Raw genomic sequence first — 17,398 nt, forward strand, 5'->3', positions numbered from 1 at the left:
GGGCGACGAGGGCGTGCCCGGACGCGTCGGGGCGGTCAGGCCGCGGCGTCGAGGGGGGCGCCGGCGATCTCGTTGACCGCCGCCACGAGGCCGGACCGGTCGAACTTCGCGACGCAATCGGCGACGCCCAAGGCCCGGGCGCGGGCGAGCGAGTCGGGCGCCATGGTGCCGGCGAGCGCCACCACCGGCATCGCCGCGAGCCGTCCCCCGCCCTTGCGCATCGCCTCGATCAGGTCGAAGCCCGAGCGGCCCGGCATCTCGAGGTCGCAGACCACGAGGTCGAGCCGGGCCTCGCCGCCCAGGTGGCGCAGGGCCTCCTCGGCATTGCCGGCCTGGGTGACGCGGAAGCCCGCGGCCTTGAGCACCGGGGTCAGCATCTCGCGGAAGAAGGCCGAGTCGTCGACGAGCAGCACGCTCGGCGCCTTCGGCACCGCGCGGTGCGAGGGCTGGCCCCAATCGTCGTGGGCGAGCGGCAGGTAATGGGCGATGTTGACGATCTCGGTCGCCCGGTTGCGCACCACCGCCGAGCCGATCAGGTCGGAGCGCTCGTGCACCAGCTCGACGTCGAGCACCTCGTCGACGATGTCGACGATCTCGTCGACGACAAGGCCCATCGAGCGTTCGCCGTCGGAGAACACCACCAGGGCCTGCGCGCCCTCGCGCTTGAGGGCCTGGCCCGGATCGGCCGGGACGAGCGGCATCAGGCGGCCGCGATACTGGATCAGCGGGCGTCCGCCGACCCACTCGATCTTGGCCGCGTCGATCTCCTCGAGGCGCGTGACGAGCGAGAGCGGAACCGCCTTCAGCGCCTCGCCGCCGCCCTTGAACACCAGCAGCGTCACCGCCTGGTCGGCGCCGGACTCGTCGGTCTCGGCCTCGGCCTCGATCTCGCCCTGCTGGCCGGTCGCGGTGCCGGAGCCGACCATCTTGGCGACGCCGTTCGGATCGATGATCAGCACCACCGCCCCGTCGCCCAGGATGGTGTTGCCCGAGAACAGCGGGATGTGCCGCAGCTTGGAGGACATCGGCTTCACGACGATCTCTTCCGTGTGGAAGACGCCGTCGACCAGGATGCCGAAGCGCTGGCGCCCGACCTGGCTCACCACCACGAAGCCCTCGTCGGTGGAGGCCGGGGCATCCGCCGCGTCGAGGCGGAGCATGCCGGCGACCGGCACGATCGGCAGCAGCCGGTCGCGCAGCCGCAGCACCGGCGAGCCGTTGATGCGCTCGACGGCATGGTCGGTGCCGGGCTGCACCCGAACCAGCTCCAGCACCGAGACCTGCGGGATCGCGAAGCGGTGCTCGCGGGCCGAGACGATCAGCGCCGCGACGATCGCCAGGGTCAGCGGGATCTTGATCGTGAAGGTGGTGCCGCGGCCGAGCTGGGTCTGGATGTCGATCGTGCCGCCGATCAGCTCGATGTTGGTCTTCACCACGTCCATGCCGACGCCGCGGCCGGAGACCGAGGTGATCGCCTTGGCGGTCGAGAAGCCGGCGTGGAAGATGAACTTCGCCACCTGGGCATCGGTCATCCGCTCGACCTCGGCCTCGGTGGCGACGCCGCGCTCGACCGCCTTGCGGCGGATCGCCGACAGGTCGAGGCCCTTGCCGTCGTCGGCGATCTCGATCGTGATCGTGCCGCCCTCGTGGAAGGCGTTGAGGCGGATCGTGCCCTTCTCGGGCTTGCCGGCCGATTTGCGCTCCGCGCCCGACTCGATGCCGTGATCGGCCGAGTTGCGCACCATGTGAGTGAGCGGGTCCTTGATGACCTCGAGCACCTGGCGGTCGAGCTCGGTCTCGGCGCCCTGCATCACCAGGTCGATCTTCTTGCCGAGTTCCGACGAGAGGTCGCGCACCACCCGCGGCAGCTTCTGCCAGGCCGAGCCGATCGGCTGCATGCGGGTCTTCATCACCCCTTCCTGCAGCTCGGCGGTGACGTGGGAGAGGCGCTGCAGCGGCACCTTGTAGTTGCCGTCCTCGTGCCGGCGGGCGATCTCAAGCAGCTGGTTGCGGGTCAGCACCAGCTCGGACACCATCGTCATGAGGTGCTCAAGGGTGTCGACGTTCACCCGGATCGTCTGCACCTTGCTGACGGGCCCGCCCTCAGCCTCGGCGGCGGGCGCCTCGGTGCGGGCGGCGTCGGCGCGCGCCGGCTCGGCGCGGCGGGCCTCGATCGGTGCCGGCTCGTGACGCACCGGCTCGGGAGCCGGCAGCGGGGCGGGGGCCTGGAAAGACGGCGCGGGGGCAGACGGCGCCTGGAGATCGGCGTCGAGATCGGGGCCGGGCGTGTCGCGGAAGGCGCGCTCGAGGTCGTCGAGGGAGACCTCGCCGGGCTTCAGCGCACGCTCGAGGATCTGCGGCACCAGGGTGCCGCTGGCCATCGCGGGGGCTGGCGGGGCGACGGGCTCGGGGGCCGGCACCGGCTCCTCCGACATGCGCTCGAGGGCGCCGATCAGGTCCTCGTCGACCCCGGCCGGCTCGCCGCCGGTCCGCTCCAGCTCGGCGAGGATCAGCTTGATCCGGTCGAGGGTCTGCAGGATCAGGCTGACCGCCGGGCTCGTCACCGGCATGCCGTCGCGGAACTTGCCCATCAAGGTCTCGGCGGCGTGCGCCAGCGCCTCGAGGCGCGGCAGCCCGAGGAAGCCGCAAGTGCCCTTGATGGTATGGACCAGGCGGAAGATGTTCCGCAGGATCGTCTGGTTGTTGGGATCCTGCTCGAACCGGACGAGTTCGAGGTCGACAGTGTCCAGGTGCTCACCGGACTCCGTCAGGAACTCACGCAACAAATCGTCCATCGCGGCCACTCGTCGATCCACGCAGGATCTCTGCGCCGTGTGACGGTGCCACGTGAGCCTTTATGATCCGTTGCCGGAAATCCTCACAGGGCGGCCGCCCCGGTCGGATCCTGCGCGGGTCTGACGAAAAACCCCGAGGATCGGCACGAAGAGCCCGCCGCCGCGCAAGAGAGGCGAAGCAGAGATCGGCGGGACGGAGGGCAGAGAGGCGCCCGCCCCGCCGGGACGACGCAGGGTTAGATGGCGTTATCGTCGCCGTCCGGGTCCGGCTGCACATCCGGCTCGGCGGCGTCGGCGGCGGCCTCGGCCCGGATCGTCACCGTGTCGCCCTGGATCGAGAACCGCACGCCCATCTCGGCGGCGCGGGCGACGAGGCCGGCATAGAACGGCTGGATCGCGTGGGCATCGACGGTGCCGCTCTCCGGCGTGCCGGCGATTAGGGCCTCGACATGCGGCGGGATGCGGGCATAGGCGCCCTTGGCGGTCAGCACGAAGAGCGGCGCATCGCCCTCCCCGGTGACCGCGACGTCGATCACGCCGCCGCGCGGGATCGCCGTCACGGCGATCACGACGAGGTTCAGCAGCAGCTTGACCTTGTTCTTCGGGAACAGGGCGCGCGGGGCGCTCCACGTCAGCTGGGTCTTCTCGTCGCCGAACATGCCGCGGGCCACGTTCTCGGCATCGGCGAGGTCGATGCTGGCGCCGGCCGAGCCCGCCGCCCCGAAGGCGATGCGGGCGAATTGCAGCCGGGCCGAGGCCTGCCGGGCGCTCTTGCGGATCAGGTCGAGGGCGAAGTCGCGCATCTCGGCGCTGTCCTCGTCCTCCAGCACCTCGAGGCCGTTCACGATGGCGCCGACGGGGCTGATGACGTCGTGGCAGACCCGCGAGCAGAGCAGCGCCGAGAGGTCGAGGGCGTCGAGGGTGACGGTGGTCATGGGGGCGCTCCGCGGGGCCGGGTTCGAATCGAGTCGCGGCGGCTCCCGCCACGGTTTGCCGGCACGGATAGCCGCCGCGCGGCTGTTTGAAAAGGCGATCCACGTGCCACCGCCCATCCGAGCGGCGCGAACCGGCGGATCGACAAATCCGGCGCCGCCGGGCATGACGATACCATGACACCGACCCTGGCACTCAACGCCGTGCCCCATCCTCCCGAGCGCGACGCCATCGCGCTCCGGCTCGCCGGGATCGCCGCCGCCGCCGGCGTGATCCTGAGGCAGTACGAGCTGGGCGGCTGCCGCCACCACCTCAAGCCGGACGGTTCGCCGACGAGCCAGGCCGACCTCGCCGCCGAGGCCCAGATCGTCGCCGACCTGACGCGGGACTTTCCCGGCATCCCGGTGATCGCCGAGGAGACCGCCGCCGAGGTCGCTCCCGCCGCCCTGTTCTTCCTGGTCGATCCCCTCGACGGGACGAAGGACTTCCTGAAGGGCACCGGCGAGTACACGGTCAACATCGCCCTGGTGGCCGGCGAGCGGCCGGTCGCGGCGGCGCTCGCCGCCCCGGCCTTCGGCCGGGTCTGGGCCGCGGGCGCCGGAGCTGCCGAGGCTCCGATCGTCGCGGGCCGCCCCGGTGCCTTCCGGGCGGTCGCGGCCCGGACCACGCCGGACGAGGGCATGACGGCGCTCGTCAGCCGCAGCCACGGCGAGGCGGCGGACGAGGCCTGCCTGGCGGGGCTGCCGATCGGGTCGCGGCGCGGTGTCTCCTCGGCGCTGAAGTTCGGTCTCCTCGCCTGCGGCGAGGGCGACGTCTACGTCCGCTGCGGCCCGACGATGGAGTGGGACACGGCGGCCGGCGATCACATCCTGACCCAGGCCGGCGGCTGTCTGATCGGCCCCGACGGGCGCGCCTTCGGCTACGGCCGCCGGCCCGGCCAATACCGCAACGGCCCCTTCGCGGCCTTCGGCGACCCGTCCCAGGCCGTCCGCGCGGTGCTGCCGGCGACGAGCCCGGGGCGGTCCTGAGAGAGAGCCCGAGGGCGGATCAACCGCCGATGGCCGCGTCGCGCCGCAAGACCGGCCAGCGATCCTCCGCCGCGTCCAGGAGCCCCGGTGCGGCCCGTGCCCGGCGCTCGGGGTCGCGGAACAGGTAGAGCCGGTCCTCGCGCAGGGCGGCCACCAGGGGATCGGCGTCGATGAGGCGGCCAGCCACGACGCCCTCCGGGTCGTAGCCGCCGAGCCGCGGCGCGTAGGTCTCCGGGTCCCGCGCGAAGGCGCCGCGATTGGCCGCCCCGGTGAAGCGCCAGACGAGGCCCGACCAGCTGAACTCATGCTCGGGCGAACCCGGTGCCGGATCGGGGCCGAGCCGGTAGGAGACCGGGTCGAAGCCGCGCAGGGCCAGCCCCGTCAGGGGATCGGCGGCGTAGAGTGACGGCACGCCGAGCGGCGTCTCGGCGCGGGCCGGGCGGAAAGCCGAGGCCGGCCAGATGGCCAAGCCTGGCAGAAGCGACAGCAGGCCGCGCCGCGTTAACCGAATCTTGCCCATATCCGCAGCATCTGTGGCATCCCGCCGCCCGTCCGCGCCGGGTCCCGGGGGCCAGGGCCCCGACCGGGTTCGGCCAGGACCTTCTAAGCCGGGATGCCTAACGAATGCTCTCAGCCTCCTCCGCTCCCGGGTCTCGCGCCGCCCGCTCCCGGCAAGATCCCGCTCCGGGCGATCCTGCCCGGCCGAAAGCCGGGCCGTCGCGTCGCCGCGCCGTCGCGGCCCTCCTCGCCGCGCCGCTGGCGCTCGCGTCCCTCCCCGCCGCGGCGCAGGGGCGCGGCTCCGGCGATCCCGGCACGTTCCAGCCGCGGGAGATCATCGATTCGGGCCACCAGTTCTTCGGCTCGGTCTCGCGCGGCCTCGCCCTGACGGTGCAGGAGGCGACGCGGCGCTGGGGCGAGCCCAACGGCTACATCCTGGGCCAGGAGGCGTCCGGCGCGATCATCGGCGGCGTGCGCTTCGGCGAGGGCACGCTGTTCACCCGCAATGCCGGGCAGCGCAAGGTGTTCTGGCAGGGGCCGTCGCTGGGCTTCGACGTCGGCGGCGACGGCGCCCGCAGCATGATGCTGGTCTACAACCTGCCGCGGGTGAACGCGCTCTACCGCCGCTTCGTCGGCATGGACGGCTCGGCCTACGTGGTCGGCGGCTTCGGCATGTCGGCGGTGACCGCCGACAACATCGTGGTGGTGCCGATCCGCGCCGGGGTCGGGGCACGCTTCGGCATCAATGTCGGCTACCTCAAATTCACCGACGCCCCGACCTGGAACCCGTTCTGATCCCGCCGCTTGACTCCCGTCGCGTGCCGCCACGCTGGTCCTTGCCGCGATCCCGTGGCAGGGTCCGGCCGCGACCCGCGCGGCCCAGCGCGGGGTGTTTCGTCGACCGTCGCAACCGTCCGCGCGGGATTGCCCGCCCGGACGCCGAGAGAGTATCGCCCGGGTGATCGAATCCCTGATGTTCGCGGCGCTGGGATTCCTCGGCGCCAGCCTGTGCGCCCTGCTGATCCTGCCGGCGCTCAATGCCCGGGCCGAGCGCCTGGTGCGCCGCCGGCTCGAGGCGCTCTACCCGATGTCGATCGTCGAGCTGACCGCCGAGAAGGACCACCTACGGGCCGAGTTCGCGGTGCGCGAGCGCCAGCTCGAGCGCCGGGTCGAGGAGGCGCAGGCGGCCCGCCGGGCCGGGATGGAGGAGATGGGCCGCACCACCGTGCGCCTCGGCACGCTGACCACCGAGATCGAGCGCCGGGACGCGCGCCTGTCCGAGATCGAGCGCGATCTCGTCGAGGCCCGCGGCGGCCTCGCGCAGGCGCAGAGCGAGCTCGCCGAGGCCCGCACCGCCCGGGCGGCGGCCGAGGAGGCGATGCGGGCGCTGGAGGGCCCCTACCAGCGCGCCCTGTCCGATCTCGCCGCCTTGCGCGGCGAGGCCGAGGCGATGCGAAGCGGCCAGGCCGAGGCACAGGCGGCGCGGGGCGTCGCCGAGGAGCAGGCGCGGGCCGCCCGCGGCCGGGTCGCCGAGGCGGGCGAGAGCGTCGCCAGCGCCGCCCGCGGGCAGATCCAGGCGCTGGAGGACGCGCTGACCGATCTCAACGCCCGCCATGCCGCCGAGGCCGAGGCGGCGCAGGCCGAGATCGTCCGGCTGCGCGAGGCCCTGCGCAACGCCGGCGCCCCGCCGCCGGAGCAGGTCGTCGCCCAGAATGCCGCCCTGGAACGGCGGATCGCCGAGGTGGCCGACGCCCTGATGCAGGGCCAGGGCCGGGCGGAGCCGCGCCTGCCGCCGGCCACCCCGATGCAGAACGCGGCACCGACGCCCGCGGCGGCGGGATGAGGCCGGGCCGTGATGTGCCGTGGGGCACATCACGGCCGTGCTTTCCAGCCGGGGGCTGCGACGAGCCGGACGGGACACAGCCTGGAAACGTGAACCAAGCGCCTGAGAAACCTATGGTTTTCCGTCCTGCTCCAGGCCCCCTCGGGTGTGCCTCCGGTGCCGCGGGCGCGCCTGCGGCGCCCCACAACCCTTGTCAGGTCGCCGGTTTCGGGCCATGTCGCTGCAACTTCCCACCCTCTGCAAGGCTTCGACAGACATGATGCTCCGGCCGATGTCGCTCGCTCTCCTGGCTGCCGGCAGCCTGACGCTGCTCGCCGCGCCGGCTCTGGCCCAGCGGGACGACCCCAACCTGAAGAAGTACTGCACCGGCGACTACATGACCTATTGCGGCAACCTGCCGCCGGACGGTCCCGAGGTGCAGGCGTGCTTCGAGAAGAACATGAAGAAGATTTCGGTCAACTGTAAGCGGGCGATCGACTACTACGAGCAGACCCACAAGAAGTAGCCATTCCGACTCGGGCCGGGTCCCGGCTCAGGCCGAGGCCTCGGTCCGGCTCGCGGCCTCCGACGCCGCGGCTCGCACGGCCGCCGCGTCCGCGGTCGCGGCCTCCAGGACCTCGGCCAGGGCCTCGATGGTGAAGGGCTTGCGCAGCACCGTCTCGCCGGGGCCCGGCTGGGGGCCGTCACGCTCCTCGTCCCGCGGATGGCCGGTGGCGAAGATCACCTTGAGGTCGGGCCGCCGGCGCCGCGCCTCCACCGCCAGCGTCGGCCCGTCGATCCCGGGCATCACCACGTCGGTGAACAGAACCGCTACCTCGCGCTCGCTGTCGAGGGTGGCGAGCGCCGCCGCCCCGTCCGGCGCGGTCAGCGCGCGGTAGCCGAGCTCGCCGATCGTCTCGGCGCTGGAAAACCGCACCGCGGCGTCGTCCTCCACCACCAGCACGGTCTGCACCGCCCGTCCCGGCGCCGCTGCGCTCAGGCGCGACCGGCCCGCCGCCTCGGCCGGCACGCCGTCCCGGCTCACCGGCAGGGTCAGCTCGATGGCGGTCCCCTGCCCCGGCTGGCTGTCGATGCGCACCCGCCCGCCCGACTGCGTGACGAAGCCGTAGACCTGGCTCAATCCCAGGCCGGTGCCCCGCCCCTGCGGCTTGGTGGTGAAGAACGGCTCGAAGGCGCGGGCCACCACCTCGGGCGGCATGCCGGTGCCGGTGTCGCGCACCGTGATCGAGACCCCCGGCGTGCTGTCGTCGAGGGCGCCGTGCGCGATCTCGAGGGCGAGCCGGCCGCCGCCCGGCATGGCGTCGCGGGCATTGACCGCGAGGTTCAGGATCGCGTTCTCGAGCTGGTTCTGGTCGACGAACACCGCCGGCGGATCGGCCATCAGCTGGGTCTCGACCCGCACCGTCTCGCCCAGGGTCCGCCGCAGCAGGTCGACCATGCCGGCGACGAGGCGGTTCGGATCGGTCGGGCGCGGCTCGAGCGGCTGCTGGCGGGCGAAGGCGAGGAGCCGGTGGGTGAGCTTGGCCGCCCGGTCGGTGCCGTCGAGGGCGCCGGCGATGAAGCGGCCGATATCGGTGTCGCCCCGGGCGACGCGGCGCTGGACCAGCTCCAGGGAGCCGGTGATCACGGCGAGTAGGTTGTTGAAGTCGTGGGCGATGCCGCCGGTCAGCTGGCCCACTGCCTCCATCTTCTGGGCCTGGCGCAGCTGGCTCTCGGCGGCGATGCGCTGGGCGTGCTCGCGCTTGAGGTCGGAGAGCGCCTGCTGCTCGGCCCGCGCCCGGGCGAGCGCCAGCCAGGCCATCAGCACCAGGGTCAGGGCCGAGACCGTGGCGACGAGGCCGTAGACCCGCAGGTTGTCGTACCAGCGGTCGAGGGCGACCGCGGTCTCGACCGAGAACGCGACCTCCACCGGATAATCGCCGATGCGGCGCCAGGCATAGAGCCGCTCGCCCTCGCCGGGCGGGGTGCCGGAGGCGGTGCCGCCCTGCGGCCGGGCGCGGAGCGCCCGCAGCAGCGGATCGGCCGGCGCCAGCCGCTCGTCGACCGCCGGGCCCGGCGGCTCGCGCACCAGGATCGCCCCGTCGGCGCGCAGCAGCATCGCCCGGTGGTCGGTCGGGGCGGCGATCTCGGCGTAGAAGCGGGCGAAGTACTCGGTGCCGAGCGCGATCACGATCACGCCGTCGAAGCGCCCGTCATCGGTCGAGCGCCGGCGGCTGACCATGAAGGCGGTCGAGCCGTCGGCCTCCTGCACCGCGGGGCTGACATAGATGCCGATGTCGCGCGGGCGATGGACCGAGAAGATGTCGCGCTCGGCGAGGTCGCGGCCGAGATCGCCGGCGCGGCTCGACGCCTCGATCCGCCCCTGCGGATCGACGACCCAGACCGCCCGGGCCTGGGCCAGCGGCGCCTTGAGGCTCGCCAGGAACCCACCGGTGGCGCTCGCCTGGATCTGGCTCCAGCTGCGGTCGAAGACGTAGTCGTCGACCCGGTCCATCGCCAGCTCGGCGGTGTCGAACACCTTCGAGGCGTGCTCGTGCATCACCGCCGCGGTGCGGACCACGGCGCTGTCCTCTTCCCGCAGCACCTCGGCCCGGTTCCACCACGCTGCGCCCACCAGGACGACGCAAGGGACCAGGAAAGCCGCGGCGACGAGGAGCTGGTGCAGCCGCACCGTCGAAAGGCTCACGGGACACTCACAAACGCGACCGAAGCCGACGCGGCGATCGGCCATAAGCTTAACCGTGCATTAACGGACTGGCGAGCGAAACGATTGCCGCAGCCTCCGCCCGGCCCCGCGACGGGGCCGTTGCCCAGGCGGTGTGTCGGCGGGGCATCGGTGGGCCTCCCGGGACGGCGCCTCGCGCGCACTCTCCCGGGCCACGCGCCAACGCCGCCTTAACGGCCACGCTCGAATGCCGCGCAACGCGTATGCGGGCCGGGCTCGCTTCACGGAACGCTGGCCGCTATGGTGCCGCCGTCACGCTTGTGCCCGGATTTCGCCCGTGTTCCGTACCCGTACCCTCGTCCTCCTCGGCCTGATCGCCGTCTCGGCCGCCGCCTGCGGCCGCCGCGGTCCGCTCGAGCCGCCGCCCGCGGCGGCGCCCGCCGTCCAGCCCCGGGCCGGGGGAGCGGGCGGGCAGGCGGACGGCACCGCCCGGCCGCGGACCGGCGCCGCCGCCGTCAACACGCTGCCGGGCGGCGTCGGGCTCCAGGCGGGCAGCGCCGCCCCGGACCCGGAGGACGAGCTGCCGGCCGCCGCCGTCGCGGCCCCGACCGGGATCCCCGCCCCGACCGAATCCTCCTCGAGGCGCCGCAAGGGCTACGCGATCCCCAAGGGCCCCTTCCCCCTCGATCCGCTGCTCTGACGGCGGGCGGGACCGCGAGGGGGCCGACGGGACGAGCACCGAGGCGAGGGGCGCGCGGGGGAAGGGTACAAAGCCCGGCCGCTTTCGTGTAGACGGCGCGTCTCGCGCCCGCCTCCGGCGCGGATCAGCGCCCGGATCGTCGGTCACCTCCCAGGTCACCTCCCATGCACCATTTCCATTACCGCGACGGCGTGCTCCACGCCGAGGACGTCGACCTGGCACGGCTCGCGGGCGCGGTCGGCACCCCGTTCTACTGCTACGCCTCGGCCACCCTGGAGCGGCATTACCGGGTCTTCGCCGAGGCCTTCGCGGGTGACGGCGCCCTGGTCTGCTACGCCATGAAGGCGAATTCGAACCAGGCGGTGCTCGCCACCCTGGCCCGCCTCGGCGCCGGCATGGACATCGTCTCGGAGGGCGAGTTGCGCCGGGCGCTCGCCGCCGGCGTGCCGGGCGAGCGCATCGTGTTCTCGGGCGTCGGCAAGACCGAGGGCGAGATGGCCGCGGCCCTCGACGCCCGCATCCTGTGCTTCAACGTCGAGAGCGAGCCGGAGCTGGAGCTGCTCTCCCGGGTCGCCGCCGCCAAGGGCATGACGGCGCCGGTCTCGATCCGGGTCAACCCGGACGTCGACGCCCGCACCCACGCCAAGATCTCCACCGGCAAGTCCGAGAACAAGTTCGGCATCCCGATCTCGCGGGCGCGCGAGGTCTATGCCCGGGCCGCCGCCCTGCCCGGCCTGTCGGTCTCCGGCGTCGACATGCATATCGGCAGCCAGATCACCGATCTCGCCCCCTACGACAACGCCGCCGCCCTGCTCTGCGGCCTCGCCCGCGACCTGATGGCGGCCGGGCACGCTCTCCACCACGTCGATTTCGGCGGTGGCCTCGGCATTCCGTACCGCGACGACAACGCGCCGCCGCCGGACCCGGCCGCCTTCGCGGCGGTGCTGCGGCCGCATTTCAAGCCGCTCGGCCTGAAGCCCGTCTTCGAGATCGGCCGGATGATCGCCGGCAATGCCGGCGTGCTGGTGACGCGGGTCCTGTACGTGAAGCACGGCGAGGGCCGCACCTTCGTCATCGTCGATGCGGCGATGAACGACCTGATCCGCCCGACCCTCTACGAGGCCTACCACGCCCTGCGCCCGGTGGCGGAGCCGCGGCCCGACGCCGCCCGCCTCACCGCCGACGTGGTCGGCCCGGTCTGCGAGAGCGGCGACTACCTGGCGCTCGCCCGGGAGATGCCGGAGGTGAAGCCCGGCGACCTGATCGCCGTGATGTCGGCCGGGGCCTACGGCGCCGTGCAGGCCTGCACCTACAACACCCGGCCGCTGGTGCCCGAGGTGCTGGTGCGCGGGCCCGACCACGCGGTGATCCGGCCGCGGCTGTCCTACGAGGCGCTGATCGGGCTCGACCGGGTGCCGGAGTGGCTGGCGGCCTGAATTGTCGTGCGCCGATCACTAAAATCCGACGGAATTTTCGAACGAGGCGGCCAGTCCTCACGGTCTAGGGTCTCGCCATGATAGTCGGAGGACCCCCCGCGATGGCGCCCCAAGGCAACCTGCTCGCCCGTGCCGAGGCCGTGGTCGAGCGCGCGTTCCGCATCGTCGCCGAGAACCAGGCCGCCCTGGCCCGGACCCGCAGCGCCGTGCAGCCGCTGCGCGACGCGGCGGCGCGGCAGGCCGGCGGCGTCGACCACGCCCCGGCGCTGCGGCACGACGACCGGACGGCCTGAGCCGATTTGACCCGCTGGCCCGGCCGGGCCGGCATGCTAGCCTCCCGGCTTCGCCCGTCCGCGGACGGGGCAAGGCAGGGCTTGACCCATCCCGGGATGGGTCGTGGGAGCAGGGCATGACGAAGGCCGAGCCGGACACCGCGCGGGGCGCGCCCGCCCAGACCGGCGCCGCGAGCCGCGCCGATCCGGTGCGCGCCGGGCTCGACCGGCTGGTGGTCCGCGCCGGCCGGGTGACGCTGTGGGAGCAGGCCTGGCCGATCCTGTGGCGGGGCCTCGCGGTCGTGCTGGTCTTCCTTGCCGCCTCCTGGCTCGGGCTGTGGCTCGATGCCGGGCCGACCTTGCGGATGGCCGGCGTCGCCGTGTTCGGGCTCGCCCTGGTCGCATCCCTCCTGCCGCTGGTGCGGCTGCGGCGGATCGCCCGGACCGAGGCCCTCGCCCGCATCGACCGCGATGCCGGCCTGAGCCACCGTCCGGCCCGCGCCCTCGAGGATACCCTGGCGCTCGGGTCCGACGATCCCGGCGCCCGCGCCCTGTGGGAGCTGCATCGCCGCCGCGCCGCCGCGACGGTCGCCCGCCTCAAGGTCTCGGGCCCCCGCCCCGGCATGGCCCGGCGCGACCCCTACGCGCTGCGCGCCGGGGCGATCCTCGCCGCGGTGGCCGGCGCCTTCGTGGCCGGCCCCGAGGCCGCCGACCGGCTGCGCGCGGCCTTCGACTGGCGCGGCCCGGCCGCGGCGGCGCCCGCCTTCCGGGTCGACGGCTGGATCGACCCGCCGCTCTATACCCGGATGCCGCCGCTCATCGTCACCCTGGCGGAGGCCGGCCAGCGCCTGCGGGCGCCGGTGAATTCGACGCTCGTGGTGCGCATCGCCGGCGCCGGCGACGCCACCGTGACGCCGGGGACCGGGCTCAAGCCCCTGCCCGCCACGAGCCCGGCCCGTCCCGACCTGCGCGAGGAGCGCTTCGCCCTCACCGGGGGCACCGCCGAGGTCGCGGTGCAGACGGGTTTCGCCACCAGCCACCGCCTGACGATCGAGACCATTCCCGACAAGCCGCCGGAGATCGCCTTCGCGGGCCCGCCGGAGACCAACGGGCGCGGCACCTTCACGATCCTCTACCGGGCCAAGGACGATTACGGCCTCGCCTCCGCCGAAGGCGTGGTCGAGCCGCAGACGAAGGGCCGGACCCTCGTGCCGCCGCCGCGCCTGAACTTAGGCCTGCCGGCGGATGCGCAGGGCACCAGCGACACCCGCACCCTGGTCGACCTCACCGACAGCCCCTGGGCCGGCGCCAAGGTGCTGCTGACCCTGGTGGCGAAGGACGAGGCCGGCCAGGAGGGCCGCTCCGCGCCGCTCTCCGTCACGCTGCCGGGACGGTTCTTCACCAAGCCCCTGGCGCGCGCGCTCGCCGAGGAGCGCCGCCGCCTCGTCCTCGATCCCGATGGCGGCCGGGCCCGGGTCGAGACCTCCCTCGACGCGCTGCTGATCGCGCCCGAGCGGTTCACGCCGCAATGGGGCGTCTTCCTCGGCCTCAAGGAGGCGGCGCGGCGCCTGCGAGCGGCGCGGAGCGACGAGGCCCTGACCGAGGTCGCCGATCTTCTCTGGACCATGGCGCTCCAGATCGAGGAGGGCGACCTCTCGGATGCCGAGAAGGCCCTGCGCGCCGCCCAGGAACGGCTGAAGGACGCCATCGACCGCGGCGCGTCCGACCAGGAAATCGCCAAGCTCACCGACGAGCTGCGCCAGGCGATGGATCGCTTCCTGAAGGAATTCGCCCAGCGCCAGCAGCAGAACCCGCAGAATCCGGGGCAGACCAACCAGCAGGCCGACCGCACGGTGACGCCGGACGACCTCTCGAAGATGCTCGACCAGATGCAGGAGGCGATGAAGCGCGGCGACGTCGCGGAAGCGCAGCGCTTGCTCGACCAGCTCCGCGGCATCCTGGAGAACCTGCAGACCGCCCAGCCCAACTCGCGCATGTCGGATCCGACCGCCCGCGAGATGAACCGCCAGATGCAGGACCTCGAGGCGATGGCGCGCGAGCAGCAGGGCCTGCGCGACGAGACCTTCCGCCAGGGCCAGGAGCGCCGCTTCGGCAATCGCGGCCAGCCACAGCAGCCGGGCCAGCAGGGCCAGCGTCAACAAGGTCAGCGCGGCCAGCAGGGCCAGCGTGGGGCCGAGCCGCAGCAGGGCGAGGGCCAGCAGCCGGGCCAGCGCGGCCAGCAGGGCGGACAGCAGGGGGGGGTGGGCGAGCGCCAGCAGGCCCTGCGCCAGCGCCTGGAGGACCTGCAGCGGCGGATGAAGGAACTCGGCATGCAGGGCGAGCAGGGCCTCGCCGATGCCGAGCAGGCGATGCGCGAGGCCGAGAACGCCCTCGGCCAGGGCCAGGACGGCGCTGCCGTCGACGCGCAGGGGCGCGCCCTCGAGGGCATGCAGCGCGGCGCCCAGGGCATGGCCCAGCAGATGCAGCAGATGGGCCAGGACGGCGAGGGTCAGCAGGCCGACGGGCAGCAGGGCCAGGGCAACCCGAACCAGCCCGGCCGCCAGGGCGCCCGCGACAGCGACCCCCTCGGCCGTCCGACCCGCAGCCGCGACTTCTCCGATGGCCGCGTGCGGGTGCCGACCGCCGAGGAATCCGGCGTCGAGCGGGCCCGTCGGATCCTGGAGGAGTTGCGGCGCAAGCTCGGCGACCCGAGCCGGCCGGCGGAAGAGCTCGACTATTTCGAGCGTCTGCTGCGGCGGAACTGACGCCGGGTGCGACGGCGAGAGGCCGGTGCGACGAGGCGGAGATCGGTCCGTCGCGGAACGATGCTGAAACGCCGAAGCCTGGAGCCGCATCCGGTCACCGCGTGATCGGGCGGTCCTCCCGATGACCGGACGAAAAACGGCGCGGTCCCGCCGGGACCGCGCCGTGTCTCAGGTGATGCCCGAAGGCGATATCCCCGGCCCCGCGAGGCGGCCGGGGATCGGCCGCTTTCAGTTGAACAGGTTGAAGTGGTAGTTGATGCCCACCTTGAGCTGGTGGGTATCGAGGCCCGTGCGCACGCCGAACTGGGTGCCGAGCGCGCGGAAGCGCACGTCGCGCGAGAAGTCGGAATACAGGTACTCGCCCTTCACCGACAGGTTCTGGGTGATCATGTATTCGAGGCCGCCGCCGACGGTGTAGCCGTCGACCGGGATCGAGGCGTTGAACGATGTCGGGGCGATGAGGCCCGGCGCCGTGACGCTGCCGCGGGCGCCGATCTCGGTGAAGGCCCAGCCGCCGGTGGCGTAGGCGAGGAGCGGGCCCCAGGCATAGCCGACGCGGCCGCGGACGGTGACGAAGTAGGTGTCGGTCTTCAGCGCGCCGTTGACGTTGCCCGTCGCGTTGGCCGAGGCCCGGAACTCGTTGTGGATGTCCGAGTAGCCCGCATCCGCCTCGACGCCGACGACGAAGCCGTTGCCCGGCGTGAATTGGTAGTTGTAGCCGACGGTGCCGCCCGCCACGAAGCCGGCCGCCGAGACCTCGGCGCGGGACGCCGGCAGCGCGGCCGGACGCGGAGCCGTGGTCGCGGCGCGGAAGTCGCCGCCGACGGCGCCGCCGGCGTTCACGCCGGCATAGAAGCCGGTCCAGGTGAAGACCGGAGGCGCGGCCATGACGACCGGCGGCGGAGCGACGCGACGGGGCAGGTCGGCGGCATGGGCGCCGCCCGCGAGCGCGATGAGGCTTCCGGCTGCGAGCAGAGAGGACTTCACGTCAGTAACCCTCGATATCGTCTTCGAGCGGATCCGGTCGCGCATGGCGCCGGATCTCGAGCCAAGGATGTGTTCCGGGCGCTGCCGGGCCTGGCGACCCTGCGCCGGCTCCGGGGGCAGCTGCGCCCGACCTCGGCATCAAGCCACGCCAGTTCAGTTTCGTCTATCGCAAATATGCAACACTGAAGCGATCTCGCTGCTCTAATGAGGTCTTAACTTGCGGGAGGCGTGACAGGTCTCGACTTGGGTCGATTGGCGGGCCTGCGGAGATGCCCGTATCCCGGGGCGCGCGATGACTGTTAGATCCTGTACTGGGCCAAGCGCGCGGTGCGGGAGCGTCGGTCTTGCCCGCGCTCCTGCGTCGCGGGGCCGCCTCCCCGCCGGGTCCCGTTCCGCCCTATCAGGCCGCTCCACCTCGCGAGCCCGTGCCGGATGTCCACCAACACCCTCGTCCTCATCGCCTGCCTCGCGGTCGCCGTGGTGCTGCTGCTCGGCCTCGCCAACATGCTCCGCGGCGGCAGCGCCAGCGTCTCGCAGCGCCTGATGCGGCTGCGGGTGGTGCTCCAGTTCGTCGCCATCCTGGTCATCATGGGGGTGCTGTGGTGGCGCGGCGGCTGACGCGATCGATCGCCGCCGCATGACCTTGCGGGACTGTGGCGGGGTGGCCGCATGGGGTGGAAAACCGCGCCGGGGCGGATCGTGCGGCGAGACGGGACGCGCGGCGCACGGCTAGGGTGAGCCCGCCCCAGCAACGGGGCGGTGGACCGTTCGACAGATGCGCGTAACCCTTCCGAGCCTCGCCGCGGCGATCGTCACGACGGCTGTCCTGGCCGCGCCGGCCGCACAGGCCGCCGACCCCTCGGCCCTCGTCCCGTCCTACCGGCCGCCGGTCCAGCCCCTCAGCATCGTGTCGGAGTTCCGCATCGGCGGCTCCGCCCAGGACCCGGGCAGCAACGAGAAGAACACCAGCAACATTAACGGCGAGTTTTTGTTCGCCCGGCCGGTCACCGTGGCCGACAGGCTGTGGAACTCCCTGATCCCCCGCCCGACCGTCGGCGGCAGCTACAACGTCGATGGCCGCACCAGCTACGCCTATCTCGGCGCCACCTGGACCTTCGACATCACCGACCGGATCTTCGTCGAGGGCTTCTTCGGCGCCGGCTTCCACGACGGCTATACCGGCCCGAAGGCCCTGGTGCCGAAGACCTACAACGCGCTCGGCTGCTCGCCGCTGTTCCGCGAGGCTGCGGCCGTCGGCTTCCGGCTCACCGAGCACTGGAGCGTGATGGCGACGATCGAGCACATGTCGAATGCCGGTCTCTGCGTCACGAACCGCGGCCTGACCAATTTCGGCGGCAAGATCGCGTACACCTTCTGAGGTCTGCCTCGCGGGGCGGGGTCTGGCGCTCCGGCTCGGGACCGCTAGAACCCTTGCTGTCGAAGCGGGCCCGCCAGGGAGGCCGCCCGAAGGGAGCC

15 protein-coding genes are annotated in these 17,398 nt (G+C 73.0%); 10 read left to right on the forward strand and 5 right to left on the reverse strand.

The annotated features are described in order from the left end of the window. Positions 1-35: 35 nt before the first annotated feature. Together FF100_RS11160 and chpT are read right to left on the reverse strand one after the other, a co-directional pair. Entirely contained in the window at positions 36-2,795 is a 2,760-nt protein-coding gene (locus tag FF100_RS11160) for a hybrid sensor histidine kinase/response regulator (protein ID WP_139035802.1), read from the reverse strand. 236 nt (positions 2,796-3,031) lie between these two features. Beyond that, positions 3,032-3,730, reverse strand: a complete 699-nt coding sequence (chpT, locus tag FF100_RS11165) for a histidine phosphotransferase ChpT (protein ID WP_139035803.1) — start codon at positions 3,728-3,730, stop codon at positions 3,032-3,034. Between the two features lie 174 nt (positions 3,731-3,904). Between chpT and FF100_RS11170 the strand changes: the two genes are divergently transcribed. Further along, complete coding sequence (locus FF100_RS11170; protein ID WP_139035804.1) at positions 3,905-4,756, forward strand: 3'(2'),5'-bisphosphate nucleotidase CysQ family protein; 852 nt, start codon at positions 3,905-3,907, stop codon at positions 4,754-4,756. A 19-nt stretch (positions 4,757-4,775) separates the two neighbouring features. Here FF100_RS11170 and FF100_RS11175 read toward each other — a convergent pair whose 3' ends face one another. Beyond that, positions 4,776-5,276, reverse strand: a complete 501-nt coding sequence (locus FF100_RS11175) for a hypothetical protein (RefSeq protein WP_139035805.1) — start codon at positions 5,274-5,276, stop codon at positions 4,776-4,778. Positions 5,277-5,380: 104 nt separating this feature from the next. Here FF100_RS11175 and FF100_RS11180 point away from each other — a divergent pair, with 104 nt between their 5' ends. From FF100_RS11180 to FF100_RS11190, 3 genes are all read left to right on the forward strand, one after another. Continuing rightward, a complete protein-coding gene (locus FF100_RS11180; RefSeq protein ID WP_246102022.1) occupies positions 5,381-6,049 on the forward strand; it encodes a DUF1134 domain-containing protein in 669 nt (222 codons plus the stop codon). A gap of 163 nt (positions 6,050-6,212) precedes the next feature. Further along, on the forward strand, positions 6,213-7,097 hold the full coding sequence (locus tag FF100_RS11185; protein ID WP_139035806.1) for a hypothetical protein: 885 nt from the start codon (positions 6,213-6,215) through the stop codon (positions 7,095-7,097). 256 nt (positions 7,098-7,353) lie between these two features. After that, positions 7,354-7,602 carry a 3',5'-cyclic-nucleotide phosphodiesterase gene (locus FF100_RS11190; RefSeq protein WP_139035807.1) on the forward strand — a complete coding sequence of 83 codons (249 nt, stop codon included), beginning with the start codon at positions 7,354-7,356 and terminating at the stop codon, positions 7,600-7,602. Between the two features lie 27 nt (positions 7,603-7,629). On the opposite strand, the gene FF100_RS11195 is transcribed toward FF100_RS11190, so the two are convergent. Then, the gene (locus tag FF100_RS11195) at positions 7,630-9,783 is read right to left on the reverse strand and encodes a hybrid sensor histidine kinase/response regulator (RefSeq protein ID WP_139035808.1); all 2,154 of its coding nucleotides are present in this window, start codon (positions 9,781-9,783) and stop codon (positions 7,630-7,632) included. Positions 9,784-10,099: 316 nt separating this feature from the next. Here FF100_RS11195 and lptM point away from each other — a divergent pair, with 316 nt between their 5' ends. The 4 genes from lptM (at position 10,100) to FF100_RS11215 (ending at position 14,935) form a co-directional block, all read left to right on the forward strand. After that, a complete protein-coding gene (lptM, locus tag FF100_RS11200) occupies positions 10,100-10,462 on the forward strand; it encodes an LPS translocon maturation chaperone LptM (protein WP_246102023.1) in 363 nt (120 codons plus the stop codon). A 164-nt stretch (positions 10,463-10,626) separates the two neighbouring features. After that, positions 10,627-11,898 (forward strand): diaminopimelate decarboxylase, encoded by a 1,272-nt coding sequence (lysA, locus tag FF100_RS11205; RefSeq protein ID WP_139035809.1) that lies wholly within the window; start codon positions 10,627-10,629, stop codon positions 11,896-11,898. A gap of 101 nt (positions 11,899-11,999) precedes the next feature. Then, positions 12,000-12,191, forward strand: a complete 192-nt coding sequence (locus FF100_RS11210; protein WP_139035810.1) for a hypothetical protein — start codon at positions 12,000-12,002, stop codon at positions 12,189-12,191. 116 nt (positions 12,192-12,307) lie between these two features. Beyond that, complete coding sequence (locus tag FF100_RS11215) at positions 12,308-14,935, forward strand: TIGR02302 family protein (RefSeq protein ID WP_139035811.1); 2,628 nt, start codon at positions 12,308-12,310, stop codon at positions 14,933-14,935. A gap of 228 nt (positions 14,936-15,163) precedes the next feature. Here FF100_RS11215 and FF100_RS11220 read toward each other — a convergent pair whose 3' ends face one another. Next, positions 15,164-15,922 (reverse strand): outer membrane protein, encoded by a 759-nt coding sequence (locus FF100_RS11220; RefSeq protein WP_171070125.1) that lies wholly within the window; start codon positions 15,920-15,922, stop codon positions 15,164-15,166. A 432-nt stretch (positions 15,923-16,354) separates the two neighbouring features. Here FF100_RS11220 and FF100_RS11225 point away from each other — a divergent pair, with 432 nt between their 5' ends. Beyond that, a complete protein-coding gene (locus FF100_RS11225) occupies positions 16,355-16,540 on the forward strand; it encodes a twin transmembrane helix small protein (protein WP_139035813.1) in 186 nt (61 codons plus the stop codon). A 157-nt stretch (positions 16,541-16,697) separates the two neighbouring features. Beyond that, complete coding sequence (locus tag FF100_RS11230; RefSeq protein WP_139035814.1) at positions 16,698-17,300, forward strand: acyloxyacyl hydrolase; 603 nt, start codon at positions 16,698-16,700, stop codon at positions 17,298-17,300. Positions 17,301-17,398 lie beyond the last annotated feature (98 nt).

The organism is Methylobacterium terricola (assembly GCF_006151805.1).
GTDB classification, from domain to species: Bacteria; Pseudomonadota; Alphaproteobacteria; order Rhizobiales; family Beijerinckiaceae; genus Methylobacterium; species Methylobacterium terricola.

What these genes read in the sequence shown, in the direction of transcription:
- FF100_RS11190 (WP_139035807.1), top strand. Translation starts at nt 7,354, where the DNA reads ATGATGCTCCGGCCGATGTCGCTCGCTCTCCTGGCTGCCGGCAGCCTG.
- FF100_RS11160 (WP_139035802.1), bottom strand. Translation starts at nt 2,795, where the DNA reads ATGGACGATTTGTTGCGTGAGTTCCTGACGGAGTCCGGTGAGCACCTG.
- chpT (WP_139035803.1), bottom strand. Translation starts at nt 3,730, where the DNA reads ATGACCACCGTCACCCTCGACGCCCTCGACCTCTCGGCGCTGCTCTGC.
- lysA (WP_139035809.1), top strand. Translation starts at nt 10,627, where the DNA reads ATGCACCATTTCCATTACCGCGACGGCGTGCTCCACGCCGAGGACGTC.
- FF100_RS11180 (WP_246102022.1), top strand. Translation starts at nt 5,381, where the DNA reads ATGCTCTCAGCCTCCTCCGCTCCCGGGTCTCGCGCCGCCCGCTCCCGG.
- FF100_RS11215 (WP_139035811.1), top strand. Translation starts at nt 12,308, where the DNA reads ATGACGAAGGCCGAGCCGGACACCGCGCGGGGCGCGCCCGCCCAGACC.
- FF100_RS11230 (WP_139035814.1), top strand. Translation starts at nt 16,698, where the DNA reads ATGCGCGTAACCCTTCCGAGCCTCGCCGCGGCGATCGTCACGACGGCT.
- FF100_RS11170 (WP_139035804.1), top strand. Translation starts at nt 3,905, where the DNA reads ATGACACCGACCCTGGCACTCAACGCCGTGCCCCATCCTCCCGAGCGC.
- FF100_RS11210 (WP_139035810.1), top strand. Translation starts at nt 12,000, where the DNA reads ATGGCGCCCCAAGGCAACCTGCTCGCCCGTGCCGAGGCCGTGGTCGAG.
- FF100_RS11175 (WP_139035805.1), bottom strand. Translation starts at nt 5,276, where the DNA reads ATGGGCAAGATTCGGTTAACGCGGCGCGGCCTGCTGTCGCTTCTGCCA.
- FF100_RS11225 (WP_139035813.1), top strand. Translation starts at nt 16,355, where the DNA reads ATGTCCACCAACACCCTCGTCCTCATCGCCTGCCTCGCGGTCGCCGTG.